Here is a 22,829-nt window from a genome sequence, read left to right as displayed (position 1 = left end):
ACCTCACTCTCGACAAAGGCGTAGGGGAAGACGTCCCTCGTCGAGTAGCGGAGGTCAGCAGTGAGCACCCGTGGCAGCACCAGTGGCGTGGTTTACGTCCACTCGTCGCCGTCTGCGGTCTGTCCGCACGTCGAGTGGGCGATCTCGGGCACCCTCGGTGTCCGGGTAGACCTCAGGTGGGCAGCGCAACCCGCGGCACCAGGCCAGTTGCGCGCTGAATGCGCATGGACCGGAGACGCCGGCACCGGCGCCAAACTAGTGGCTGCGCTGCGCGCGTGGCCCATGCTCAGGTTCGAGGTGACCGAGGAACCGTCCTCCGGTCAGGACGGCGAGCGCTTCTGTTTCGCACCCGTTTTGGGGCTGTGGCACGCCCGTACGTCGGCGAACGGTGACATCGTCGTGAACGAGGACCAGCTGCGTTCCCTGGCCGTACGTGCCAGAGGCGGCGAATCCTTCGCGCACGGCGTCGACGAGCTGCTCGGCGCCGCGTGGGACGACGCGCTGGAACCGTTCCGTCGCGCGGGCGACGGCGCTCCTGTGACCTGGCTGCACCGTGTCGGCTAACGGAACTGCTTAGTCCTGTGTGGACCCCGCTCACCGTTTGGGCAGCGGGGTTTCCTCGCGGTGCGTGGGATCCCAGGCCAGCATGAGCTGTCCGTAGAGCGTGGACGTCTTGAGCAGGTGCTCGTGGGAGCCGAGCAACGGCTTGCCGCCGTCCATGACCAGCACGCGGTTCGCTCGCAGCGCCGAGCTCAACCGGTGCGCGATCACCACGAGAATCCCTTCCCGTTCCGCGAAAGCCCGTTCGACCCTGGCCTCCGCGGCGGGGTCCAGATGTGAGGTCGCCTCGTCGAGGATGACGACGCTCGCGGACGTGACGAAGACCCGCGCGAGTGCCAGCAGCTGTGCCTCACCAGCGGAAAGTCCTTCTCCGCCATGACCGAGCGCCGCGTCCAGACCGCCGAGCCCGTCCAGAAGTGGTTTGGCGCCAACCTTTTTCACCGCGTCGACGAGATCCTCGTCGGTCGCCCACGGCGCGAGAAGCGTGAGGTTTTCTCGCACAGTGCCCGTGAACAGGTAAGTCTCTTGCGGAATCAGTGCGATCGCGTGGTGCCTGATCGTCGGCGCCACCCGGTCGACGGGCGCGCCGCCGAACAGGACACAGCCGTTGTCCGGTGGCATCAGTCCGGTGAGCAGACTGGCCATTGTGGACTTGCCGATGCCGGACGGACCGACCACCGCCAGGTGGTCGCCGGGGCGCAGGCCGAGTGACAGGCCGCGCAGCACCGGTTCCGCGTCCTGGCTCCAACCGAACGTGACGTCCCGCAGCACGAACTCGCCGTTGGCCGGGATCTCGGCGCCGATCTCCCCGCCGGTGCGCGGCGCGGCCTCCTGAAGTCGTTTGAGCGCGACCATCAGCCGCATCACGACAGTGCTGGTGGTGCGGGCCAGGCCGTGCAGCGCGGGGTTCACGCTGTTGGTCAGGTAGACGACCGCCGCGAGGACCGCACCCGTGGTGAGCTGCCCCGAGGCGACCAGCGGGGGAGCGAACGCCACCAGCAGCACGACGGGCGCGAAGCCGCCGATCGCGATCACCGTGGCGCGCAACGAGTTCGCCCACGCGACGGTGACGGTGGCGCTGGCCTGCAGGTCGATCTGCTTCGCGACGTCCTCGTACGCCTCGGCGGACGCGTCGCAGGCGGCGACGTCACGCAGTCCGGTCAGCACCGCGCCGGACGCCTCCGCTGTGCGTTCGTCGGCCATCACGGCGTCGCGTTGCCGTTTGGCCAGCGAGGGGAGCATCAACCCGAAGAGCAGCAACGCCGCCACGATCGGCAGCACGACCAGCCAGATCAGCGCGGCGGCTGTGGTCGCGAGGCCGATGAGCGCGGCGATCGTCGTGACCAGAAGGGCACGAGCCTGCACCAGCACGCCCGCGGTGGCGTCGCGGACCACCTCGACGTGCCGGGTGATCATGGCGACCGCGCTGGCGTCCGGTGTGCGGCGGTGCGACGGGTCGTTCAGCACGCCCTTCACCACCCGCGTGACCAGGGCGTCGCGCATCGGTTCGACGACGGCGCCGAGCCGTGCGAACACCTGCCGCTGGCCCAGCGCGCCGGCCACCGCGAGTGCCGCGAACGCGAGCAGCCACAGCACGCCGGCCAGCGGATCTCCCGCCGCGAAGCCCTGGTCGACGGCGGTGCCGACGAGCCTGCCGCCGAAGAACGCCGGGATGCCTTCGAGCATGGACCAGCCGAGCAGGATCAGGACACCTCTGCGGTGTCCTGCCAGCGTGGAGAGGTAGAAACGCATCACTCGCCCCCAGTGAACACTGCGCGGTAGTCCTCGTCGGTCCACAGCTCCTGATGGGTGCCGGTGCCCCGGACCCGGCCTTCTTCCAGCCACACCACGAGATCCGCTCTCGCGGCCGTGGCCGGGCGGTGCGTCACGACCACGCGGGTCCTGCCGGGCAGCGCCGTGGTGAGCGCCTTGTCCACTTTGGCCTCGGTCACGGTGTCCAGACTCGCGGTGGCGTCGTCGAGCACGAGCACCTCGGGATCCCGGATGATCGCGCGGGCCAGGCCGATCCGTTGCAGCTCGCCGCCGGACAGAGGGGCGTCGGCCAGCGGTGTCTCGTATCCCTGCGGCAGACGGATCAGCACGTCGTGCACCTGGGCGGCGACGGCGGCGTCGCGCACCTGGATCTCGTCGGCGTCCGTTCCATAGCCGATCGAACGGCCGATCGTCGCGCCGAGCAACGCCGGGCGTTCGAAGGCGTATCCGACCGCGTCGTCGCCGATCACCTCACCCGCGTCCACAGCGGACAGTCCGCCGAGCACCGCGGCCAGCGTCGACTTGCCCGCGCCGGAACTGCCGACAATCGCGGCGAACGTGCCGGCCGGGATCATCAGGTTCACGTCGTGCAGCGCGTCGCCGACACTGACGTTCCTGAGCTCGATGACTCCGTTGGACGGCTGGGGAGCAGGGCGTTTGGGCGCCGGGGTGTCGAGGACCTCGGCGATCCTGCCGGCGCTGGCGCGGGTCCGTTCCAGCACGGTCAGCTGGGTCATCTGGCCGACGATGCCCATGCCGAGCGCCGAGTAACCGAGCGCTGCGAGCACGTCACCGGTGCTCAGCCTGCCTTCCATCACACCGAGACCGGCGGCGGTGAGCACCGCGACCTCGACGGCGGGCAGCAACAGCCCTGCCCGCCACATCATCTTCGCCTGGGTGCGCCACATGCCGGCGCCCGCCGCGGCGAGCCGGGGGAGCGGCTCCAGCACGCGGTTCGTCTCGCGGTCGGCGATGCCGGCGGCCACGATCGTGCGCAGGCCGGACACCGAGTCGAGCAGCCGCGCGGACACCTCGCCGGACACTTCCTGATAGGTCAGCACGTCGTCGGCCGTCATGCGCATGTGCGTGCGGATCAGCAGAGCGGCCAGCGGCACGCTCAGCACGAACACCGCCGCGAGCCGCCAGTCCAGCAGCGCGAGCGCGATCACCGAACCGACGGAGGACACGACCGTCACCGCGAACCCGATCACGAGACCGGCGATGCCTCCCGCGTTGCCGCAGTCGCCCGTGACGCGACTGACCGCGTCTCCGGCGGCGAGAGGCGAAGGATGACCGAGAGTGAGGAGCTTCTTGGTCAACCGGCGCCGCAACCACGCCGTGGCGCGGGCGGTGATGCTCGCGGCGAGCACGATCCCGACGGCGTCGCCGACGACCTCGATGCCCGCGAGCACGAGCAACCACAAGATGGTGAACAGCACGAACGTTCCGCCCAGCGCCATGTCGACGGCTCCGGCGAGAGCGGCGGGGAGCAACAGGCCCGCGGTGGTGGTGATAGCGGCGTTGAGGAGCAGCAGCCACGGACGGTGATCGCGCGTCGTCGTGGCGAGCAGCAGCCGGTCACCGGATTTGCGCATCGGGCTGTTCCTCCGGAGGTGGTGAGGGCCCATCATGAAGCGAGGGCCCGGCAGCTGGCCGGCTGCCGAGCCCTCGAAGGTGGCGGGTGAGCGGCATACTTCGCCTATGCCGCTCATCAGCCGTTCATGCGCTGTGGAGCTGGTTTAGCAGAGGATCAGCGACGCGCCGCTGTGGCTGCAGGGCAGCAGCAGGGAGACGGTCGACGCGGTGGTCGAGCCGCCGCCGCCACCGCCGCTGCCGCCGGCCATCATCGTGGCGGGGGCTTCGGGCGTCTCGAGGTCCTGCATGTCAAGGATGAAACCCATGACTGTCTCCTAATTTCGAGGGATCGATCTGTTCTTGCTACCGGTCTGTGGAGACCGGCGTTCTGGTGCCCAGGAAGGGCAGAGGTGGGCGGCCGTCCACTGTGGACGCGATGGCGAGCAGCACGCCCGCACCGCCGGTGTTGAGGTCCATGGAGAGCCGGCGCAGCTGCACGCCGGGGAAGGCGAGTCCGCCTCCGTAGCGCACGGCGTGCCAGCCGAGTGCCTTCAGGTGCCGCTCGACGGCGCGCTCCAGCCGTTCGTCGGGGAAGTGCCTGGTGGCGTGGGCGAGTGTCGCGAGCAGTCCTGCCCGGCCCAGCGAGAACGCGGGTTGGATGATGAACTGGCCGGTGAGACCACCGAGCAGTTCGGGCAGTTTCTCGACGCACGGCCGGTCGGGGGCCCGCAGCGCGAACTCGGTCAGCGCGAGCGCGACGCCGGCGCTGCCGACACCCACGTACGGCAGGCTCCGCAGGGTGCCGTCCCGCACCTGCAGCGACCCGTCGATCGCGACCATCGTCTCCGCCAGGTCCCGGTCGAGTGCCTGCTCCGCCAGCCTGAGCCAGCGGCGTTCCTCCGTGTGCTCGAACATCCGCAGGAAGAACAGCGCGGGGCCGGACCAGCCGTGCAGCAGACCGGCCCTGGCCTTGTCGCCCGGTCCCGAGTCGTCCGCGAGCTGCTTCGCGAGGCGTTCCGCGAGCTGCTCGGCCTGTGCCGTGTAGCTGTCGTCCTGCCTGGTACCCGCGAAGTGCAGCAGGTTGAGCCCGATGCCGGACAGGCCGGCGCTGAGCCCGTGGTCCTGCGTCATCGGCAGCACTTCCGCGTACGTGTCGACGATCTCGCCGGCGACGTCGTGGTGGCCGAAGTTCTCCAGCACGTGGGCGATGCCGTGCGCGCCGACGAAGAAGCCGGCCTGCTTCGGGGGTTCGCGCCGGACCGCCTCGATCAACCAGTTCTCGTGCTCGGGGTAGCGGCCCTGACCCGACTCCGCGAGTGCGTGCAGCACACCCGCCGCGCCGTAGCCGAAGCCCGCGCCGCCGACCTCCCACTGCTCGATGTCGCCGGGAAACAACCGGTCCTGGCGGTGCGGTGTCGCGCTGTGCAGGACCGCGGTCGCGATCTCCTTGCGCACCAACGCCCAGTCCGGGCTCTCCTCGTCGAACTCGGTGAACGCGCGGTCCGCCGGCGGGTCGACGCGCGGCGTCAGCACGTCGATGATCGGCCTGCAGTACTCGTCGCTGAGCCCGAACTGCTGCTGGATCACGCGGACGTGCTGCGGGATCTTCGCGGGTGAGAGCTCCAGAACCGTGTTGAGCGGCAGGAAGAACCACAGCCGCAGCGCCGCCAGCGGGTAGGCGTCGATGTCGAAGCCGTCGCGGTCCCGTGGCGCCTGGAAGCCGGGCGACCCGAGCGTGGGCTTGCGGACGTCGTCGATGGTGGAGCTGAGCTCGAAGTCGATCAGCGAGACCTGGTCGTCCTCGTCCACCAGGACGTTGAGCGTGTGCAGGTCGCTGAACACGACGCCGCGCTCGTGCACCTTGTCGATGATCGACTCGATGCGGCCGACCATCTTGAGAGCGCGGGCCTTGTACTCGGAGAGCGTCTCGGCGCTGACGTCCATGTGCGTCAACGGGTAGTGCAGGCCCACCCACTGACCGAGCGAGCGGCCCGGCATGTACTCCATGGCGACGAAGAGGTGCTCCCACTCGGTGAAGCGGTCGTACACCTCGGGCACGCCGGGGATTCCCCGGAGTCTGGTGAGGATCTCGTACTCGCGCTCGAGCCTGATCACGGCGTCCTCGCCGTCGCGGTCGAGCCCGGCGTGCGGCCGCGCCTCCTTGAGCACGACCTCCTTGCCGTCGCTCTTGCGCGTGGCCAGGTAGACGCCGCCACCGTTGGAGAAGTGCAGCGAGTTCTTGATCTGGTACGGGAACTCGGCCGGATCGCCGGCGTTGCGCTCGGCGAGGTGCGGCTTCAGGAACGCCGGCAGCTCGATCCACTCCGGCAGGCTGAACACGGGCTTGCGCTTGTCGGGCACGAGCTCGCCGTCCGGCCCGGCGATCGCGAGCACCTGCTGCCCGCCGACCTCCAGCCACTGCTCGACGAACCCGCCGTAGCGCACGTACAGCGGTCCCTTGCCGAACCGCAGGTCGCTCAGGATGTAGGCGCCGTGCTGCCCGTCGAGGATCTTCGCGAGATCGGTGAGGATCGTCTCGAGCTGCGCGGTGTCCGTCGGGTAGATCGTGACCAGCTTGCCGCTGCCCTCACGGGGCGCGTACTTCGAGTTGCGGGCCAGCACGATCGACATCGTCTGCAGGTACTTGAAGGGGATTCGCTGTTCGACGCAGTAGTCGAAAGCGGCCTTGAGTACCCCGCCGGCGTTGTCGAGTCCAGCGGAAACGTGGATTTTCCACCCTTGGTTGGGGAGCTGTACCCCCTTCGGGTGGTGGTGCCGCCACACGTTGCGCTCGACCGTCACCCAATCGGGTGGGAGAGCGGGGAGTTCGGTGGAGAAGTCGTCCTTGGAGGTGCTTTCGGTGCTGCTCTGCAGATCGTAGAACTGCCGATCCGCGAAGCAGTACGCCTCGTATCTGAGGTCCACCGAATTCGCCTCCCTGACTCGTTTTTCGTTTCTTTGATGCCGCATATTTCCGCACAATCTCGGAGCTATGGGGAATCCGCCGTTAGGGTCATATGGGTACCCCGTTCGTGTCCGAAAGAACATCGGTTACCGGTGCGTATGTCACTTCGTGTGATGAGGTTTGGGTCCATCTCACCCGGTTGAGATGTTTGCTGCCGGTCGGTTTGCCGGGGGTGTCCTGCGTTTTCGCTAAACGATACCGAGGCGTTCCTGATCATGCGTGCTTCTGACCTGCGGTATTCCAGTTCGATCGCGACGTATAGTTAGGTGGGTGTAAACGTCGTGTACGCGCTGTGTTGGTTGCTCTTTACGAGTGAAGCCATTATTGGCGCCCATTGCGTGTTTGATACGGCCGAATGGCGGTAAGGGATACCCCGTTGGAACCCATTCGTTGGATGAGATTGGTTACCGACTAATTATGTAGCAAACATTGTCTTGCTACATGCAACCCGCCAAATCCCTATGTGATGTAATCGTTCGAGTGAAATCCGTGTTTTGTTGTAACGCGACACGTTTCGTGAGCGGCCCTCTGCTGCCCGGCGTGTCGTGCGGCTAGGCTGCGCGTGTGGGGAGCGTGGCAAGCCGCTGGCTGGTGCCGGCCGTGGTGGTGATCACCGGCGCCGCGGTGGCGGCAGGCATGGTGGGCCGGACCGTGTACTCGCGTCCGGCCGAGGCCAAGGGGGCGCCCGTGGTCGCGTCCTCGTCCGTCGCCGGGCCGTTGCCCGGGTCCGCGGAGGTCCGGCTGAGCCCGGACTCGTTCACCCATCCCGATCGGACCGCTGTGCAGCGGGTGCTGCAGGCCTACTTCGACGCGATCAACTCTCGGGACTTCGACGGTTGGCGCGGGGTGGTGTCGGCTCGACGGGTCTCGTCCACGCCTGAGGCTTCCTGGGTTGCGGCGTACGAGACCACTCAGGACGGCGGGATGGTGGTGCAGCGGGTCGAGACCGATGTGGTCACTCGGCGGCTGCGGGTGTTGATCTCGTTCGTGTCCACTCAGGATGTCGCCAAGGCTCCGCCTGCGTTGCCGGAGGGGTGTATTCGGTGGCGGGTGGTGTACGTGCTGGTGTGGGAGGGCGGGATGTTGAAGGTGGATGAGGCGGCGGAGAACCGGAACCCTCAGATGGAGAAGTGCTGAGGGGTTGGGCTCCTCGGCCTTTGGCCTTCGGCCTTGGCGCGTTGGTTGCGTGGGTCGTCCCCCTGTTTCGTTGGCGGGCGCCGGTTTGGTGTTCGTAGGTGGGTGCGTTGAGTCCTTGTGCGGCGGCTGCTTCCTGGGGACTCCGCCCCCAGACCCCCACAATCTGATCAAAGACCGGCCCACGCCACACGCGGGTAGATGGCACGCCTGTTGCGTTGGGCGGAGGCGCGTTGCTTCGTGGGGTGCGTTGGTGGGGTGGTCCCGTCACGAGCCGCACCCGAGCGGGCCACATCTGAGGAGGAGGGTCAAGTCGACGAAAAGCGTGTCGACTTGACCCTCCTCCTCAGATGCAGCAAGAGCTGAGGTGCGACTCGTGACGGGACCACCCCACCCTGACCGCGCGGTAAGGACAGCTCGCCTTCGGCGTCGCGTGCGATCTGCGGATCATGTGAGCGCGCGCTCGGACGGGCTCGCCTTCGGCTTCGCGTGCGAGTGGCGTACCCATGAGCGCGCGGTAGGGACGGCTCGCCTGCGGCATCGCGTGCGGAGTGCCCCGCCTTGCCGCGCCTTGCCCTGCCTCGCGTCGTTCCGTTCCGTCCCGCCGTCTCGTCTCGCTCGTCCCGCCTGCCCAGCTCCCGCCTGCCCAGTTCTCGCTCTCGTTCTCGCGGGACTGTCAGACCCACTCGCTACGTTGGGTCGCGGGGGATCCTGAACCCAAGGGGACCCCTGCGCGAGCGCGCCCAAACCCCACGGCCACGGCGGAAAGCGCAACGCCCCGGGCCGCTGGGCGGACCGGGGCGTGCGGTGGAGCGGGTGGTACTTAGGCCGGGGTGAAGGCCAGGGCCACGTTGTGGCCGCCGAACCCGAACGAGTCGTTCACCGCGGCGTCCAGCTTGATCTTGCGCGGTTCGCCCGCCACCACGTCCAGCGTGACGGCCGGGTCGAGGTTCTCCAGGTTGAGCGTCTGGGGAACGATGCCGTCGCGGATCGAGAGGACCGTGATGATGGCTTCTACCGCGCCTGCTGCTCCCAGCAGGTGGCCCAGGGAGCCCTTCGGGGCGGTCAGGACCGGGTGGTCGCCGATCGCCTTGCGGATGGCCACGGTTTCCGCGACGTCGCCCACCGGGGTGGAGGTGGCGTGGCAGTTCACGTGGCCCACGTCGGACGGGTCGATGCCGCCGGAGCGAAGTGCTGCGGCGATGGCGCGCGACTGGCCGACGCCCTCGGGGTCCGGGGCGGTGATGTGGTAGCCGTCGGCCGACGTGCCGATGCCGGCGAGACGGCCGTAGATGTGAGCTCCGCGGGCCTCTGCGAACTCGCGGCGTTCCAGGACCATGACGCCCGCGCCCTCGCCGAGGACGAAGCCGTCGCGGCCCGTGTCGAACGGCCGCGAGGCCTTTTCCGGCTCGTCGTTGCGGGTGCTCATGGTGCGGGCCTGGGAGAAGCCCGCTACCGGGATCGCCGTGATGCACGCTTCCGCGCCGCCTGCCACGACCACGTCGGCTTCGCCGGACATGATCATGCGGTAGGCCCACGCGATGGCCTCCGCGCCTGACGCGCAGGCGGAGACCGGGGCGTGCACGCCCGCCTGTGCCTTCAGTTCCAGGCCCACGTGCGCGGCCGGGCCGTTCGGCATGAGCATCGGGACGGTCAGCGGCGACACCTTGCGCAGGCCGTGCTGTTCCAGGAGGTCGTCCTGGGTCAGCAGGGTGATCGCGCCGCCGATGCCCGTGCCGATGATCACGGCGAGGCGCTGCTTGTCGACGGTGTCGTCGTTGTGTCCCGCGTCGGACCATGCCTGGCGGGACGCCACGATGGCGACCTGCTCGGAGCGGTCCAGGCGTCGAGCTTCCACTCGGGGGAGCACCTCGGTCGGGTCCACCACGAGCTCGGACGCGATCTTGACAGGCAGGTCGTACTTCGCGACCCACTCGTGGGTCATGGGTGCGACCCCGCTCTTGCCTGCCAGAAGCGCGTCCCAGGTGGACGTGACATCACCACCGAGCGGGGTGGTGGCACCCAGCCCGGTGATGACGACCTCGATGCCCGAACTCACTTGTTGCTGGTGATGTAGTTCACCGCGTCACCAACGGTCTTGAGGTTGGCCAGCTCGTCGTCCGGGATCTTCACGCCGAACTTGTCCTCAGCCTGGACGGCGATCTCGACCATCGACAGCGAGTCGATGTCGAGGTCGTCCACGAAGGACTTCTCAGCGGTGACGTCGTCGGCGGCAACGCCGGCGACCTCTTCGACGATCTCGGCAAGACCGGTCAGGACGTTGTCGCTCACTGAAGTTCCCTTTCGATTGAAACGATGAAAAAACCCTGAGTGGTGCTCATGGGCACCGGACCACCTGTCCCGCGTAGGACAGGCCCGCGCCGAACCCGACCATCAACACCACGTCTCCTGAGGAGATCTCGCCCGCCGACCGCATGTGGTCCAGCGCCATGGGGATGGAGGCCGAGGAGGTGTTGCCGGATTCGACGATGTCTCGAGCGACCTTCAGGTCCTCGCGCGCACCATTGTTGCGCAGGCGCTTGGCGATGGCCTCGATGATCCTGAGGTTGGCCTGGTGCGGGGCGAACACGTCCACTTCGGACAGTTCGACACCCGCGAGTTCGGCGGCACGGAGCGCTACCGGTGCGATCTGGGTCGTCGCCCACCGGAAGACCGTCTGGCCTTCCTGGTGGATGAACGAGTCGCGGTCGTCGATCCTGATGACCTCGGACATCGTGCCGTCCGAGCCCCAGGCGACGGGGCCGATGTGGTTCTCGTCGCTGGCGCCGACGACGACGGCACCCGCGCCGTCCGCGAAGATGATCGCGGTCGAGCGGTCGTCGGGGTGGGTCCAGTCGGTGAGCTTCTCCGCGCCGATGACGAGGAAGTTCTTCACGGCGCCCCCGCGGACGATGTCCGCGGCGGTCGCGACGGCGTAGCAGAAGCCCGCGCACGCGGCGTTCAGGTCGAACGCGGCCGCCGCTGTGATGCCGAGCCGAGTGGCGACCTGCGCGGCGGCGTTCGGGATCGTCGACGGCATGGTGCACGTCGCCACGATCACGCCGCCGATGTCGGCCGCCGTGAGGCCCGCGTCCGCGATCGCCTTGGTGCCCGCCGCGACGGACATGTCCACGACGCCCTCGTCCTTGGCCGCCACGTGCCGGTTGACGATGCCGACGCGCTCGCGGATCCACTCGTCCGAGGTGTCCATGCGCTGGGCGAGGTCGTGGTTGCTCACCACCGTCTCGGGCTGGTAGCTGCCGAGACCGATGATGCGGCTACCCGCAGCTGCCTGCGGGGCCTGAAAGCCTGTCACTTAGTAGCTCCAACGGTCTCGAAGAGCTCCGTGACCTTTTCGAACTGGTCAGGCGTCTTCAGGGCGAGGGTGGCGGTGCCCTTCATCGCACGCTTGGCGAGACCCGTGAGCGCGCCGGCGGGCGGCAGCTCGATCGAGCCGGCGATGCCCTTCTCGACGAGGGTGGCCTGGCAGACGTCCCAGCGGACCGGGCTCGTGACCTGCGAGACCAGGCGTCGCAGCACCTCGGTGCCCTCGGTGACGACCTGACCGTCCTTGTTGGACAGCAGCGGCAGCAACGGGTCGTGCGTGGTGACTTCGGCGGCACGCGCGCGCACGGCGTCTTCGGCCGGCGCCATGTACTTGGTGTGGAAGGCGCCCGCGACGGCCAGCTTGCGGACCTTCGCCGTGCCCGGCGGGTTCTCCGCGAGCTCGTCGAGCGCGGCACGCGGACCGGCCGCGACGATCTGGCCGGCGCCGTTGCGGTTGGCGGGCACGAGGCCGAGCTCCTCGAGGCGCGCGAGCACCTCCGGCTCGTCGCCACCGAGCACCGCGGCCATGCCGGTCGGCTCCAGGGCGCAGGCCTCGGCCATCGCGGCACCGCGCACGGCGGCCAGGGCGACGGCGTCGTCGGCGCTGATGACGCCCGCGACCGACGCGGCGGCGAGTTCGCCGACCGAGTGGCCGCCGACGATCACGGCGGAGGGCAGTTCGACGCGGCGGCGCAGCTCACCGAACGCGAGCAGCGCGAGAGCCACGACGAGAGGCTGGGTGATCGCGGTGTCGACGATCTCGTCGGCCTCCGCGGTGGTGCCGAGACGCACGAGGTCCAGGCCCGTGATCTCCGACCACGACCGGACCTGCTTCTCGGCCCCCTCCAGTTCGAGCCAGGGGGTGAGCATGCCGGGCGTCTGGGACCCTTGTCCGGGCGCGAGGAGTGCGATCACGTCGATTACTAAAGCTGGTGAACCCACCGGTACCCCATGCTGTAAAGAACGAAGTACTGCGATCGTATTTGTAGAGATCCTACAAAAGTGTCTGCCAGGTGAACGCTCCGCGACGTAAGCCCAGCTCAGCGCGGTGAGGGGTCGTTTGGCCCTCACCCTAACGGAGGCGTGCGAAGTCCGTCACAGCTCGTTCGGCTACCACAGGCCCCGGGCGCGAGCAAGGCGTCCTACAGACAAAGCGACGCGAAGCACAAGTGCGTCTCGAGCGTCATGTGCATTTCTTCCCGTCATTTCCTGAACGCGCCGAAGGCGATATCTGACCGTGTTCGGGTGCACGAACAGTCTTTTCGCGCACGTCTCCAGCACGCCCCCGACCTCCAGGAAGGCGTCCACGGTCTCCAGCAGCGCGCCGCCGGCGTCCTCCAGCGGCCGCGCGACCCTGTCGACCAGCTGCCACTCGGCCTCCGGATCGCCTGCCAGCGCGCGTTCCGGAAGCAGGTCGAGCGAACGAACGGGCCGGGGCGCGGCGGGCCAGCCGACGACCGCGCGCAGGCCGCTCAGCGCGTCACTGGCGCTGCGATGAGCCTCGGAAAGGCTGGTCACGGTGGGGCCGGCGACCACGGGACCCTCGCCGAAGCCCTCGGAGATGCGGCCCAGCACGTCCTCGCCGGTCTCGGTCGGGCCGCCGAGCACGACGACGAGCCGGGAGCCCTGCACGGACAGCAGCACCGGCCGACCGGCCCGGGCGGCCTTGCTGCGCACCGAGTAGATGATCGTCGGGGGGTCCTCGCCGCCGGGGTTGCCGACCAGCACCGTGGCCTCGATCGCCGGGTCCCAGCCGAGCGCGGCGGCTCGGGACAGCAGCGACTCCTCGGGGTCGCCACGCACGATGCCGTCCACGACCAGCGCTTCCAGCCGCGCGTCCCAGGCGCCGCGGGCCTCGGCGGCGGTCGCGTACGAGGTGGCGGCCGAGAAGGCGATCTCCCGCCCGTACCGCAGCACGCCCTCCATCAGCAGCGCGCGCTCCGCCTCGTCCGCCGCCATCTGCGGCATCTGCTCCTCGAACAGCTCCAGCGCTATCCGGACCAGTTCCACGGTCTGGCGCAGGCTGACCCAGCGGGAGATGTCCTTGGGGGCGCTGCGGAACGCGTCCGCGGTGAGCCGGATCGCCTGCTGCCGGTCGTGCAGCCACTCGACGAACCCGGCCACGCCGTTCTGGATCAGCAGCAACACGCTCGCGCGTTGGTCCGCGGGCATTCGCGCGAACCACGACAGCCGCCGTTCCATCTCGGCCACGCTGGCGGTGGCGAGTGAGCCCGACGCGCGTTCGATCTTGCGCATCGTGCGGGCGGAGAGCGTGGGCGGGTGCTCCTCCTTCGCCTTGCTGCTGGTCATACCCGCAGCTTAGGGCTCAGGAGGGGACATCACCGGGATGGGTGACAGAACCCATGTGGGTGTTTGCGCGGCCATACCGTCGGGCGGCAGAGCTCTTTCAGTGCGGCGCGGAGGTTCGTCTTGCGTAGGTTCCCGGCACTTGCCCTGAGCGTGGTGGCGTTGCTGATGACGAGCGTGACCGCCGCGGCCGATCCGCCCGACCCGCTCGCCGAGTTCCACGCCCAACCGGTGAAGTGGGCGCAGTGCAGCGGAAAGCTCGCCGAGCTGGAGTGCGCCACGCTCGTCGCGCCGCTGGACTACGCCAAACCGGGCGGCGACAGGATCAACCTGACGATCAGCCGCAAGAAGGCGGTGGCGGCCGACCGCAGGCGCGGCGTGCTGTTCACCAATCCGGGTGGACCTGGTGGTTCCGGGCTCGGCCTGCCGCTGTTCCTGGGGAAGTCCGAGCTCTCGCAGGTCTACGACGTGATCGGCATCGACCCGCGCGGCGTCGGTGGTTCGACGGCGCTGAACTGCCGCACCGCGCCCGCGATCGCCGAGCCGGAATCCCGCCCCGCGGACGGCGAGTTCGGCAAGTGGGCGGCCGAGGCGCGCGAGGCCGAGGAGGCCTGCCAGAAGTCGGGCGGCGGGATCCGGCAGTTCATCAGCACCGCGAACACCGCGCGGGACATGGACGTCGTGCGTGCCGTGCTGGGCGAGCAGAAGATCAACTACTTGGGCTACTCCTACGGCACGTACCTGGGCGCGGTGTACGGGACGTTGTTCCCGAACCGGCTCGACCGCAGCGTGCTCGACTCGGCCGTGCACCCGGAGTGGATCTGGCACGAGCAGTTCCGCCAGCAGGCCGTGGCGTACCGGATGGACGTCGAGGCGTGGGCGGCGTGGGCGGGGGAGCGCAACGAGAAGTTCGGGCTGGGCAAGTCCCGCGACGAGGTGCTGGCCGAGGTCGAGAAGGTCGCGGCGAAGCTGCACGCGACGCCGATCGGTGAGCACAACCGCTCTTCCTTCGACGGCGCAACGGGTGTCGGTGCCCGCTACCGTCCACTGTGGTCGGACCTGGCGTCGATCGTGATCAAGCTGCGGTCGGGGGAGAAGCCGGACAACGCCGAGGGCGCCAAGGCCGGTGAGGTGCTCGCGAAGACCGGGCTGGAGGAACTGCGGTCCGGCGTGTTCGACACGGTCACCTGCGAGTCGGACTGGCCGACCGACCTGCACGTCTACTACGAGGACATGCGGATGTTCCGCGAGCGCTACCCGTACGGCTTCGGCATCGTCCGCGCCGCGCCGATGACCTGCACGTTCCGGTCGTTCACGCCGCCGGAGCCGCCGGTCAGGATCGGTCGCAACGGCTATCCGATCGGCATCGTCGTGCAGTCGGAGGGCGACACGCAGACGCAGTACGCGAGCGGCCCGGCGATGGCGCAGCGGCTCGGGCACAACCTCATCACCGTCACCGACGAGGGCAAGCACGGCCTCTACAACGGCGGCAACAAGTGCGTCGACGACAGGGTCAACCGGTACCTGATCGACGGGGCGCTGCCGGGCAGCAGTTCCGAGTGCGCCGGTGACCCGCGGCCGGACGTGCCCAAGGACGGTCAGGGCGGCGCGGCCCCCGCGTTGTCCCCCGAGGGGATCCAGGCCTATCTGGACGGCCGGGGGCTGTCCGCACGACCGTAGAAATGTGGAAGCGCCCGCCACGGAGCGTGGCGGGCGCTTCCCTCTCCCCGGTCCCCACCGGTGGTTCCACTCTGGACTGTATTGCGACAAAAATCCACGTCAGCCACCCTTTCGTGTAGCAGTGTCGAAGTTGTGGAGCGGTGTGATCCACGAAACGATCACGTCGTCTGATCTTCACTCACCGCAACTTTGTTCATAGGAGGGCCCGTGGGCTCGCAAATCACCGAGGGCCTGGGCCAGGCGTGGGCGATGATCGCCACGTTCGTGCCGAAGCTGCTCGGCTTCCTGCTCGTTCTGGTCATCGGCTGGTTCATCGCGAAGGCGCTCGCCAAGGGCGTCCAGTTCCTGCTCAAGCGCGTCGGCTTCGAGAAGCTCGTCGACAAGTCCGGCCTCAACGGCGCGATGCGGCAGTCGTCGATGGACGCCTCCGGCCTGATCGCCAAGATCGTGTACTACTTCGTGCTGCTCATCGCGCTGCAGCTGGCGTTCGGCGTCTTCGGCGCCTCGAACCCGGTCAGCACGCTGCTCAACGAGGTCATCGCGTACCTGCCGCGCATCGTCGTGGCGATGGTGCTCGTGATCGTCGCGTCGGCCATCGGCACGGCGCTGAAGGGCCTCGTGACCGGCGCGCTCGGCCAGCGCTCGTACACGAAGATCCTGGGCAACATCACCTACGGCTTCGTGATGGCGCTCGGCGTCATCGCGGCGCTCAACCAGCTGGGCATCGCCGTCTCGGTGACCATGCCGGTCCTGATCGCCGTGCTCGCCACCGTCGCCGGCGTGATCGTCATCGGTGTGGGTGGCGGCCTGGTCCGCCCGATGCAGCAGCGCTGGGAGGGCTGGCTGACCCGCGTGCAGGACGAGGCGCAGGTCCAGTCGCCGATGCCGCGTGCGTCGCAGGAGATGCCGTCCACCGTGGGCGGCCGCATGGGTGACATGCAGACGCCTCCGTCGGGCACCCCGATGTCCGAGAGGTAGTTCTCAGTACCTGGAGGGGCCCTGCGCGAAACATCTCGCGCAGGGCCCCTTTCTGGTGTTCTGACGGTTCTCCAGTTTCGATCCAGCGCCCGGCCGCAGCCTCGTGTCCACCCGAACTGTTCCGTCGCGGTGGAGGACCAATGAAAGCCCTTGTGCTGTCCGCGGGCGTACGCCCGGCCGGATACTCGCTGCCACGGCAGATCGTCCCCATCGCGAACAAGCCGGTGCTCGAGTACGTCGTGGAGAACCTGCGGGACATCGGGATCACCGACATCGGCATCGTGGTGGGCGATGGCGCGCAGGAGATCTCCGAGCTGTTCGGCGACGGCGCGTACCTGGGTGTCTCGATCACCTACATCCAGCAGGACGTGCCGCTGGGCCTCGCGCACTGCGTGCGGATCGCCCGGCCGTTCCTCGGTGACGAGGACTTCGTGATGTACGTGGGCGACAACGTTCTCGTCGAGGGCATCGCCCAGATCGCCGACGAGTTCGAGCGGCTGCGGCCGTCCGCGCAGGTGCTCGTGGACAAGGTCGAGGACCCGCGCCTGTACGGCGTCGCTGAGGTGGACGAGAACTCGCGCGTGACGCGGCTGATCGAGCACCCCCAGGAGCCGCGCAGCGACCTCGCGATGATCGGCGTCTACTTCTTCACCCCTGCCATCCACGCCGCCGTCGACGCGATCGAGCCGTCGTGGCGCGGCCAGTTCGAGATCACCGACGCGCTGCAGTGGCTGGTGACGCACGAACGCGATGTGCGGGCGCGGATGTACTCCGGGTTCTGGAAGGGCACCGGCAAGGTCGAGGACGTGCTGGAGTGCAACCGCGAGCTGCTGATGGGCCTGCGGACCGACATCCAGGGCATCGTCGACGACGAGTCGCGGCTGATCGGTGACGTCGTGGTCGAGGAGGGTGCGCGCGTGGTGCGGTCGTGCATCGTCGGGCCCGTGATCATCGGCGCCGGGACCCTGGTCGAGGAGTCGATCATCGGGCCGTACACGTCGATCGGCGCGGACTGCCGGATCGTCGAGTCCGGGGTGGCCGACTCGATCGTGCTGAACGAGGCGTCCGTGCACAACGTGTCGGGCATCGAGACGTCGCTGATCGGCCGCCGGGCCCGCGTCGGCTCGGCGCGCCAGCACCGGCTGGTCGTCGGTGACGGCGCGCACGTCGAAGTCGCTGCCTAGTCGATCCAGTCCTGAAGGCGGTCGCACTCCTCGGCGACCGCCTTCTGCCTGCTCCTGTCCAGCTGGTCGATGTAGTCGACGGTGATCCGGCGCTCTTTGGTGATCGCCCAGGTGGCGACCACGTAGCCGTCGACGAGAACCGTGGGCCTGCCGCCGATGACGACGCCGAGCCGGTCGTCGGCGATGACCCTCCTGCGGTCGGCGTGGGCGAGCAGGATGTTGTCGAACTCAGGCAGGAGCCGGACGGGGACCGGGGTGTCCGGGTCGGGGCGCGGGGCGTCGGGGAGGTCGAAGAGCTCCTTGCCCTCCTCATTGCGGAACGTCGCGAGCCGCGGGCGCAGTGCCGCGAACGTCTCGGCGAGTTTCGTGAGACCGGACCACTGCTGGGCGTCCATGACGGTGGCCGGGCCGAAGGCCCTGAGGTAGCGCAGGACGAGTTCTTCCTTGTCCATGGCGTTCTGCGGCCTGCCCAGCCAGTTCTCGACGGTCGTGCAGACGGCCCTGCCGCTGCTGTGCCACAGGCCGCGCGGCGGAAGCTGCACGAGGGCGAGCTTGTTGCGCAGCGCGTTGCCGAGAACTGTGTGTTCGCGGTCGGGCCAGCGTTGCTTGAGCTGCTTGCCGGCGTCCGCGGTGCCCTGCGGGGTCTCGTCGAGGATCTCGCGGCCCGCTGCGGCGATCTCGTCGAAGTCGAGGCCCCTGAGACGGCCGGCGAACGGGCCGCTCTGCAGTTCGCGGTCGAGCCGGAGCTGCATGTGGGGGCGCAGACCGAGCGCGTCCCGCGCGCTGACCAGGTGGATCGTGCCGCGCATCAGGAGCATGCGGACGGCTTCCCTGGTGGTCAGGAGGTCTTCGAGCTCGTTCGGCTGGAAGTCGTTCAGCCGCGTCCAGAGGCCGACGTAGGGCGACTTCGGTTCCTGCGCCTGGATGCCGAAGAGGTGCTCGATGGTGGCGAGCGCGCTCTGGTTCGCGCGCTCGCGCAGCATCTGGCGTTCGATCAGCGCTCTGTTGAGCTGGTCCAGGCTCAGAGTCCCCATCGGGACAGGTTATGCCGGACGAACGCGAATCCGGTGCCGTTCGGGCGCTCGCCGTCGTGGACGACGAGCAGGTTCAGCTTGCCCAGGACGATGTCGGCGCCGTCGGAGTGCTCGACGTCCTTGATCCGGAAGTCCTTCAGCGGCTTCATGTCCGCCTTGCGGTACGCGACGAACCGCGAGTCGCCCTGGCTGGACGCGAGCAGCACGTCGTTCGCGATCGTGAGGCCCTCGGCGTCGGCTTCGAGCCACTTGCCGCCGAAGCCGGGGTTCGGGCCGTCGGCCTCGCACTCCTCGGTCTCCGGGTCGTACTTCTGCGGCGCGCCCCACGTGCGGACCTTGTCGACGAGCTGCGGCCTGCCGAAGCCGTTGGAACGCAAGGGGATGCGCCAGATGCCGACGTCCTCCTGCGCGGCGTACAGGGTGTTCGTGCTCTCGTCGATCACCATGCCCTCGACCTGCGGACCCTCGCCGGGCTCGCCGCACACCGTCCACTTCTTGCCGTCGGGCAGGGTGAAGGTGCTTGGAAGGTCCAGAGTGGACACCTTCCTGGTGTCGTACCCGGGGCCTTTGACGACCTGGAGGAGAGCGATGCTGGTCTCGCTGCGGCGGCTGGTGACGACGACGTCCTTGCCGTCGACGTGACCGGCGGCCAGGCCGTACGCGGTGTGCTGTTCGTCGACCTCTGCCTCGGTCCTGGAGAACACCGGCCTGGTGGCGGGGTTCGTGACGTCCTTCGCGCCGCGTTCGTCCACTTGGAACACCCGGACGCGGTCACGGCCGCGGTCGCTGACGAACGCCAGGTCGCCGAGCACGTCGACGTTGTTGAAGCGGCCGGGCTTCGCGTCCGGCGTGGGTGGCAGTGGCGCCGGGTAGACGCCGATCGTGCGGCCGTTGAGGTCGAACGCCGCCAAGCCGCCTTCCTTGAGTGTGCCCAGGACCACACTGCGTTCGGTGTTGCGCGGGTTCACCCAGATGGCCGGGTCGTCCGCGTCGGCGGGCTCCTCGAACGTCTGCGTGATGACCGTCGGTGTGATGACGGGCGGCACAGGGGTGGTGAGGAACAAAGGCACGAGCGCCAGTGCTAAGGAAGATGACATGGTGGGACCGTAGGAAACACCGATGTACTGCGACTGAACCGCGGGGGAACAGACCGTGTGGTACGACGTGGGATTGACGCTCTTCGGCCAGAAGATCGCTTACACGGAGCTGGTCGGGCAGGTGCTGGCGCTCGCGGTGGTGTTCCTCGCGCAGCGCCGTTCACTCTTGACCTGGCCCGTTCAGCTGGTCTCGGTCGCATTGCTGTTCACCGTCTACATGTCGGCGCACCTGGGTGGCCTGGCGACCAGACAGGTCGCCGTTGGTGCGATCGCCGTCTACGGCTGGTACGCGTGGGCGCGTCGCCGTGACCCAGTCTTCGGCGTGGTGGTGCGCAAGGGTTCCTGGCGTGAACGTGCCGCCGTTGCCGGTGCGTTCGTCGTCGGCACGGTCGCGTTCGCGCTGGTGCTGGACGCTCTGGACGCCTCGTGGGCACCGTGGCCGGACGCCGCGATCTTCATCGGCACGATCCTGGCCTTCGCGTTGCAGGGCCTGGGGTTGGTGGAGTTCTGGCTGGTGTGGCTGGTGGTCGACGCCGTCGGCGTGCCGTTGCAGATCCAGTCGGGCCTGTACTTCAGCGCGTTCGTCTACGTGATCTTCGCGGGCCTGGTGATCCACGGTTTCGTCGACTGGAACCGCACCGCCCGCCGGTTGACACAGGCGGCAAAGTCTCCTCTATGAGGGGACTGTTGATCGCTTTGCTGACCGCTGTCTCGTCGCTGGCAGCCGTTCCGGCCGTCGCCGCTCCTGCGCCGCGCACCGGATTCGAGCTCACCGGCAAGTGGACCACCGAGGCCGAGGAACAGGCCTACCTGCGCGCCACCGGCCTCCCCGTCTCGGAGATCGGCGTCACCGCCCAGGGCCGCCCCGTCCAGCTCGTGCGCGTCGGCTCCCGCTCCGCGCGCACGGTGGTTCTCTTGATCTGCTCCCAGCACGGCGACGAACCCGCCGGCCGCGAGGCGTGCCTGATCCGCATGCGCTCCCTGCCGCGCTCGTCCGACGTGACCTACCTGTTCGTCCCGAACGCCAACCCGGACGGCCGCGTCGCTGACACCCGCGGCAACTCCGCCGGCATCGACATCAACCGCGACCACCTGCTGCTGCGCTCCGCCGAGGCCCGCGCCATGGCCTCGGTGATCCGCGACTGGCAGCCCGACGTCATCCACGACCTGCACGAGTTCGGCCCGTCCGAGCCCTACTACGTGAAGGACGTCCTCTGGCTGTGGCCGCGCAACCTCAACGTCGCTCCTGGGGTGCACGACCTGTCCGAGTCGCTGTCCCGCTCTTATGTCCGGCCCTCGGTGGAAGCGTCCGGCCGCACGTCCGGCGTCTACGGCATCTACGTCGACCCGGTGACCGGCGAGCCCGTGCGCCAGGTGGCGGGCGACGGCCAGGAGCGCATCCTGCGCAACACCGGCGGCCTCAAGCACGGCATGGGCCTGCTGGTCGAGACCAACGTCGACAACACCCCTGCCTACCGCGTCCAGTCCCACCTGCTCGCGTTGGACGGCACCCAGTCGTTCGTCCGCACGAACCGGTCGGCGATCGAGGCGGCCAACGCGGCGTCGCGTGCCGTCCGCACCGGCCCGATCTACTTCGGCGGCGCCGACAACCAGGCCCCGGATCCGTCTGATGTGGTGACCACCCCGCCGTGCGGTTACGTGCTGACCGGTGCGCAGTACCGCGACGTGCAGGACGAACTGGCTCTGCACGGCATCACGTCCCAGTACCTGCGCGGCGGCGATCGCATCGTGCCGCTCAAGCAGGAGGCCCGCGCCCTGGTCCCGCTGCTGCTGGACGCCCGAGCCGACGGCCCGCTCCTGACTGCCCAGTCCGTCGCCCAGTGCTAACTGCCTGACCTGCATCTTTGCAATGGACGTTTGCGGTCGACCGCAAACGTCCATTGCACAAGGCGGTGTCGACCGACTGATATATCGGTCGCGGGTGATCTTGTTGACGTGGTCCGATGGGCGTCGTGCGTGTCGAGCAGTACGCCTACTTCGCCCTCAAGAGCGACTCCGTGTCCGCCGCCGAGATCGCTCAGCGGCTGGGGCTGGAGCCCGACGAGGTACTCGTCCGCGGCAGCAAGCGGCCGGAGCACGACCTCCCGCGGGCGCACGCCTGGAAGATCGTCGACCGCGGCGCGAAGCGGCTCGACGAGCAGATCGAGCACGTCGTCGACCGGCTGCGTCCCGTCCACGACGCGCTCGTCGCGCTCACGGCGATATCCGATATATCAGCCAGTCTGGTCGTCGTGCGCTACTTCCGGGACGGCGACAGGGCCGGTCTCGGCTGGTGGATCTCCGCCGAGTCGCTCGCCTTCCTCGCGTCGGTGCGCGCCTCTTTGGACGTCGACGAGTACGACTACGTCGAGCCTGCCGACGAACCGTTGCGTCAGGTCACCACCGACCTGTTGACGAGCATGGAGCAGAACCTCGCCGAGCACGCGTGCCACCTGCACCGGCGTCTCGCGGGCGCGACCGTGAGCGAGACGGACGACCTGGTGATCGCGGACAGCGGCCTGGACGACGACACGTTCAACATGGTCGCGGCGGCCAGGTTCACCTCGGACGACGTGACCGCTCGCGTCGCCGAGACGGTGAACGCGGTGAAGGCGACGGGGCGTCCGCACTCGTGGTGGGTCGGTCCCGCCTCGACCCCGGACGGTCTCGGCGCGGTGCTGGTCCAGGCCGGTGTCGTGCAGGCGGAGACCGAGGCCGCGATGTGGATGGACCTCGCCGACGCCGCGTTGCCCGAGCCTCACGCCGAGGGGCTGGAGATCCGCGCGGTGACCACGGAGGCCGACCTCGCCGACTACGCCACGATCCTGGCCGCGAACTGGGATCCGCCCGCGGCGACGGTTCGCCGCTTCTACGCGGAGGTCGCCCCGCACGCGTTGGCCAGCCAGGCGCGCTACCTCGTCGGGTACGTGGACGGCAGGGCGGTGTGCACGGCGGAGGTGTTCCTGCACGCCGGAGTCGCCGGGATCTACAACATCGCGACCCTCGCCGGAGAACGCCGGCGCGGCTACGGCGGCGCGATCACGTTGGCCGCGTTGCGCACCGCACGCGCCGAGGGGTACCGCATTGCCGTCCTACAGGCCTCTGAGGACGGTGAGACCGTCTACCGGCGTCTGGGGTTCACCATCGCCGGTCAGTTCACCGAGTACGCCCTCAGGGCGTGAAAAGGGCCGCCCCGCGTGTGCGGAGCGGCCCT

Annotated in this window: 19 protein-coding genes; 8 read left to right on the top strand and 11 right to left on the bottom strand. The window is 68.7% G+C overall.

Annotation, left to right across the window (positions count from 1 at the left end; genetic code table 11):
* Positions 1 to 60: 60 nt before the first annotated feature.
* Positions 61 to 564, top strand: coding sequence for a DUF3145 domain-containing protein (locus OG205_RS22925; protein ID WP_030474501.1), 504 nt, complete (start codon positions 61 to 63; stop codon positions 562 to 564).
* Positions 565 to 594: 30 nt separating this feature from the next.
* Here the strand turns inward: OG205_RS22925 and OG205_RS22920 are convergent, their stop codons facing one another.
* The 4 genes from OG205_RS22920 to lanKC all read right to left on the bottom strand — a co-directional run bounded on the left by OG205_RS22920 (position 595) and on the right by lanKC (position 6,834).
* Positions 595 to 2,313 carry an ABC transporter ATP-binding protein gene (locus OG205_RS22920; protein ID WP_330270160.1) on the bottom strand — a complete coding sequence of 573 codons (1,719 nt, stop codon included), beginning with the start codon at positions 2,311 to 2,313 and terminating at the stop codon, positions 595 to 597.
* The gene (locus tag OG205_RS22915) at positions 2,313 to 3,929 is read right to left on the bottom strand and encodes an ABC transporter ATP-binding protein (RefSeq protein ID WP_330270159.1); all 1,617 of its coding nucleotides are present in this window, start codon (positions 3,927 to 3,929) and stop codon (positions 2,313 to 2,315) included. Before OG205_RS22915 ends, OG205_RS22920 begins: the two co-directional genes overlap by 1 nt.
* 144 nt (positions 3,930 to 4,073) lie before the next feature.
* Entirely contained in the window at positions 4,074 to 4,235 is a 162-nt protein-coding gene (locus OG205_RS22910) for a SapB/AmfS family lanthipeptide (RefSeq protein WP_330270158.1), read from the bottom strand.
* A gap of 37 nt (positions 4,236 to 4,272) precedes the next feature.
* On the bottom strand, positions 4,273 to 6,834 hold the full coding sequence (gene lanKC / locus OG205_RS22905) for a class III lanthionine synthetase LanKC (protein ID WP_330270157.1): 2,562 nt from the start codon (positions 6,832 to 6,834) through the stop codon (positions 4,273 to 4,275).
* Between the two features lie 604 nt (positions 6,835 to 7,438).
* Here lanKC and OG205_RS22900 point away from each other — a divergent pair.
* The gene (locus tag OG205_RS22900) at positions 7,439 to 8,011 is read left to right on the top strand and encodes a hypothetical protein (protein ID WP_330270156.1); all 573 of its coding nucleotides are present in this window, start codon (positions 7,439 to 7,441) and stop codon (positions 8,009 to 8,011) included.
* An 820-nt stretch (positions 8,012 to 8,831) separates the two neighbouring features.
* Here OG205_RS22900 and fabF read toward each other — a convergent pair.
* The 5 genes from fabF to OG205_RS22875 form a co-directional block, all read right to left on the bottom strand.
* On the bottom strand, positions 8,832 to 10,067 hold the full coding sequence (gene fabF / locus OG205_RS22895) for a beta-ketoacyl-ACP synthase II (RefSeq protein WP_330270155.1): 1,236 nt from the start codon (positions 10,065 to 10,067) through the stop codon (positions 8,832 to 8,834).
* Positions 10,064 to 10,300: an acyl carrier protein gene (locus OG205_RS22890; RefSeq protein ID WP_089950824.1), complete on the bottom strand. Its 237-nt coding sequence runs from the start codon at positions 10,298 to 10,300 to the stop codon at positions 10,064 to 10,066. The genes fabF and OG205_RS22890 overlap by 4 nt, the downstream gene beginning before the upstream one ends.
* 46 nt (positions 10,301 to 10,346) lie before the next feature.
* Positions 10,347 to 11,324 (bottom strand): beta-ketoacyl-ACP synthase III, encoded by a 978-nt coding sequence (locus tag OG205_RS22885; RefSeq protein WP_330270154.1) that lies wholly within the window; start codon positions 11,322 to 11,324, stop codon positions 10,347 to 10,349.
* On the bottom strand, positions 11,321 to 12,250 hold the full coding sequence (locus OG205_RS22880) for an ACP S-malonyltransferase (protein ID WP_330270153.1): 930 nt from the start codon (positions 12,248 to 12,250) through the stop codon (positions 11,321 to 11,323). Before OG205_RS22880 ends, OG205_RS22885 begins: the two co-directional genes overlap by 4 nt.
* A 195-nt stretch (positions 12,251 to 12,445) precedes the next feature.
* Complete coding sequence (locus OG205_RS22875) at positions 12,446 to 13,645, bottom strand: PucR family transcriptional regulator (RefSeq protein ID WP_330270152.1); 1,200 nt, start codon at positions 13,643 to 13,645, stop codon at positions 12,446 to 12,448.
* A gap of 120 nt (positions 13,646 to 13,765) precedes the next feature.
* Between OG205_RS22875 and OG205_RS22870 the strand changes: the two genes are divergently transcribed.
* The 3 genes from OG205_RS22870 (at position 13,766) to OG205_RS22860 (ending at position 17,484) form a co-directional block, all read left to right on the top strand.
* Positions 13,766 to 15,322, top strand: coding sequence for an alpha/beta hydrolase (locus OG205_RS22870; protein WP_330270151.1), 1,557 nt, complete (start codon positions 13,766 to 13,768; stop codon positions 15,320 to 15,322).
* Positions 15,323 to 15,529: 207 nt separating this feature from the next.
* A complete protein-coding gene (locus tag OG205_RS22865) occupies positions 15,530 to 16,300 on the top strand; it encodes a mechanosensitive ion channel family protein (protein WP_330270150.1) in 771 nt (256 codons plus the stop codon).
* 140 nt (positions 16,301 to 16,440) lie between these two features.
* Positions 16,441 to 17,484: a glucose-1-phosphate thymidylyltransferase gene (locus tag OG205_RS22860; protein ID WP_330270149.1), complete on the top strand. Its 1,044-nt coding sequence runs from the start codon at positions 16,441 to 16,443 to the stop codon at positions 17,482 to 17,484.
* Here OG205_RS22860 and OG205_RS22855 read toward each other — a convergent pair.
* Both OG205_RS22855 and OG205_RS22850 read right to left on the bottom strand, forming a co-directional pair.
* Positions 17,481 to 18,518, bottom strand: a complete 1,038-nt coding sequence (locus OG205_RS22855) for a winged helix DNA-binding domain-containing protein (protein WP_330270148.1) — start codon at positions 18,516 to 18,518, stop codon at positions 17,481 to 17,483. The two genes, OG205_RS22860 and OG205_RS22855, sit on opposite strands and share 4 nt — an antisense overlap.
* Positions 18,506 to 19,615 (bottom strand): phytase, encoded by a 1,110-nt coding sequence (locus OG205_RS22850; RefSeq protein WP_330270147.1) that lies wholly within the window; start codon positions 19,613 to 19,615, stop codon positions 18,506 to 18,508. The genes OG205_RS22855 and OG205_RS22850 overlap by 13 nt, the downstream gene beginning before the upstream one ends.
* A 55-nt stretch (positions 19,616 to 19,670) precedes the next feature.
* On the opposite strand from OG205_RS22850, the gene pnuC reads away from it, so the two are divergent.
* From pnuC to OG205_RS22835, 3 genes are all read left to right on the top strand, one after another.
* Positions 19,671 to 20,294 (top strand): nicotinamide riboside transporter PnuC, encoded by a 624-nt coding sequence (gene pnuC, locus OG205_RS22845; protein WP_330270146.1) that lies wholly within the window; start codon positions 19,671 to 19,673, stop codon positions 20,292 to 20,294.
* Positions 20,291 to 21,463 carry a M14 family zinc carboxypeptidase gene (locus OG205_RS22840; RefSeq protein WP_330270145.1) on the top strand — a complete coding sequence of 391 codons (1,173 nt, stop codon included), beginning with the start codon at positions 20,291 to 20,293 and terminating at the stop codon, positions 21,461 to 21,463. Before pnuC ends, OG205_RS22840 begins: the two co-directional genes overlap by 4 nt.
* 116 nt (positions 21,464 to 21,579) lie before the next feature.
* Positions 21,580 to 22,797: a GNAT family N-acetyltransferase gene (locus OG205_RS22835; protein ID WP_330270144.1), complete on the top strand. Its 1,218-nt coding sequence runs from the start codon at positions 21,580 to 21,582 to the stop codon at positions 22,795 to 22,797.
* Positions 22,798 to 22,829 lie beyond the last annotated feature (32 nt).

Origin of the sequence: Lentzea sp. NBC_00516, assembly GCF_036346835.1 — a bacterium.
GTDB classification, from domain to species: domain Bacteria; phylum Actinomycetota; class Actinomycetes; order Mycobacteriales; family Pseudonocardiaceae; genus Lentzea; species Lentzea sokolovensis.
Note: the sequence above shows the minus strand (reverse complement) of the source record. Positions and strands in the feature narration are given on the sequence as shown.

Coding starts and splice junctions, on each gene's coding strand:
- OG205_RS22850 (WP_330270147.1), bottom strand. CDS start 19,615: ATGTCATCTTCCTTAGCACTGGCGCTCGTGCCTTTGTTCCTCACCACC.
- OG205_RS22920 (WP_330270160.1), bottom strand. CDS start 2,313: ATGCGTTTCTACCTCTCCACGCTGGCAGGACACCGCAGAGGTGTCCTG.
- OG205_RS22840 (WP_330270145.1), top strand. CDS start 20,291: ATGAGGGGACTGTTGATCGCTTTGCTGACCGCTGTCTCGTCGCTGGCA.
- OG205_RS22855 (WP_330270148.1), bottom strand. CDS start 18,518: ATGGGGACTCTGAGCCTGGACCAGCTCAACAGAGCGCTGATCGAACGC.
- OG205_RS22860 (WP_330270149.1), top strand. CDS start 16,441: ATGAAAGCCCTTGTGCTGTCCGCGGGCGTACGCCCGGCCGGATACTCG.
- OG205_RS22915 (WP_330270159.1), bottom strand. CDS start 3,929: ATGCGCAAATCCGGTGACCGGCTGCTGCTCGCCACGACGACGCGCGAT.
- OG205_RS22910 (WP_330270158.1), bottom strand. CDS start 4,235: ATGGGTTTCATCCTTGACATGCAGGACCTCGAGACGCCCGAAGCCCCC.
- OG205_RS22835 (WP_330270144.1), top strand. CDS start 21,580: ATGGGCGTCGTGCGTGTCGAGCAGTACGCCTACTTCGCCCTCAAGAGC.
- OG205_RS22875 (WP_330270152.1), bottom strand. CDS start 13,645: ATGACCAGCAGCAAGGCGAAGGAGGAGCACCCGCCCACGCTCTCCGCC.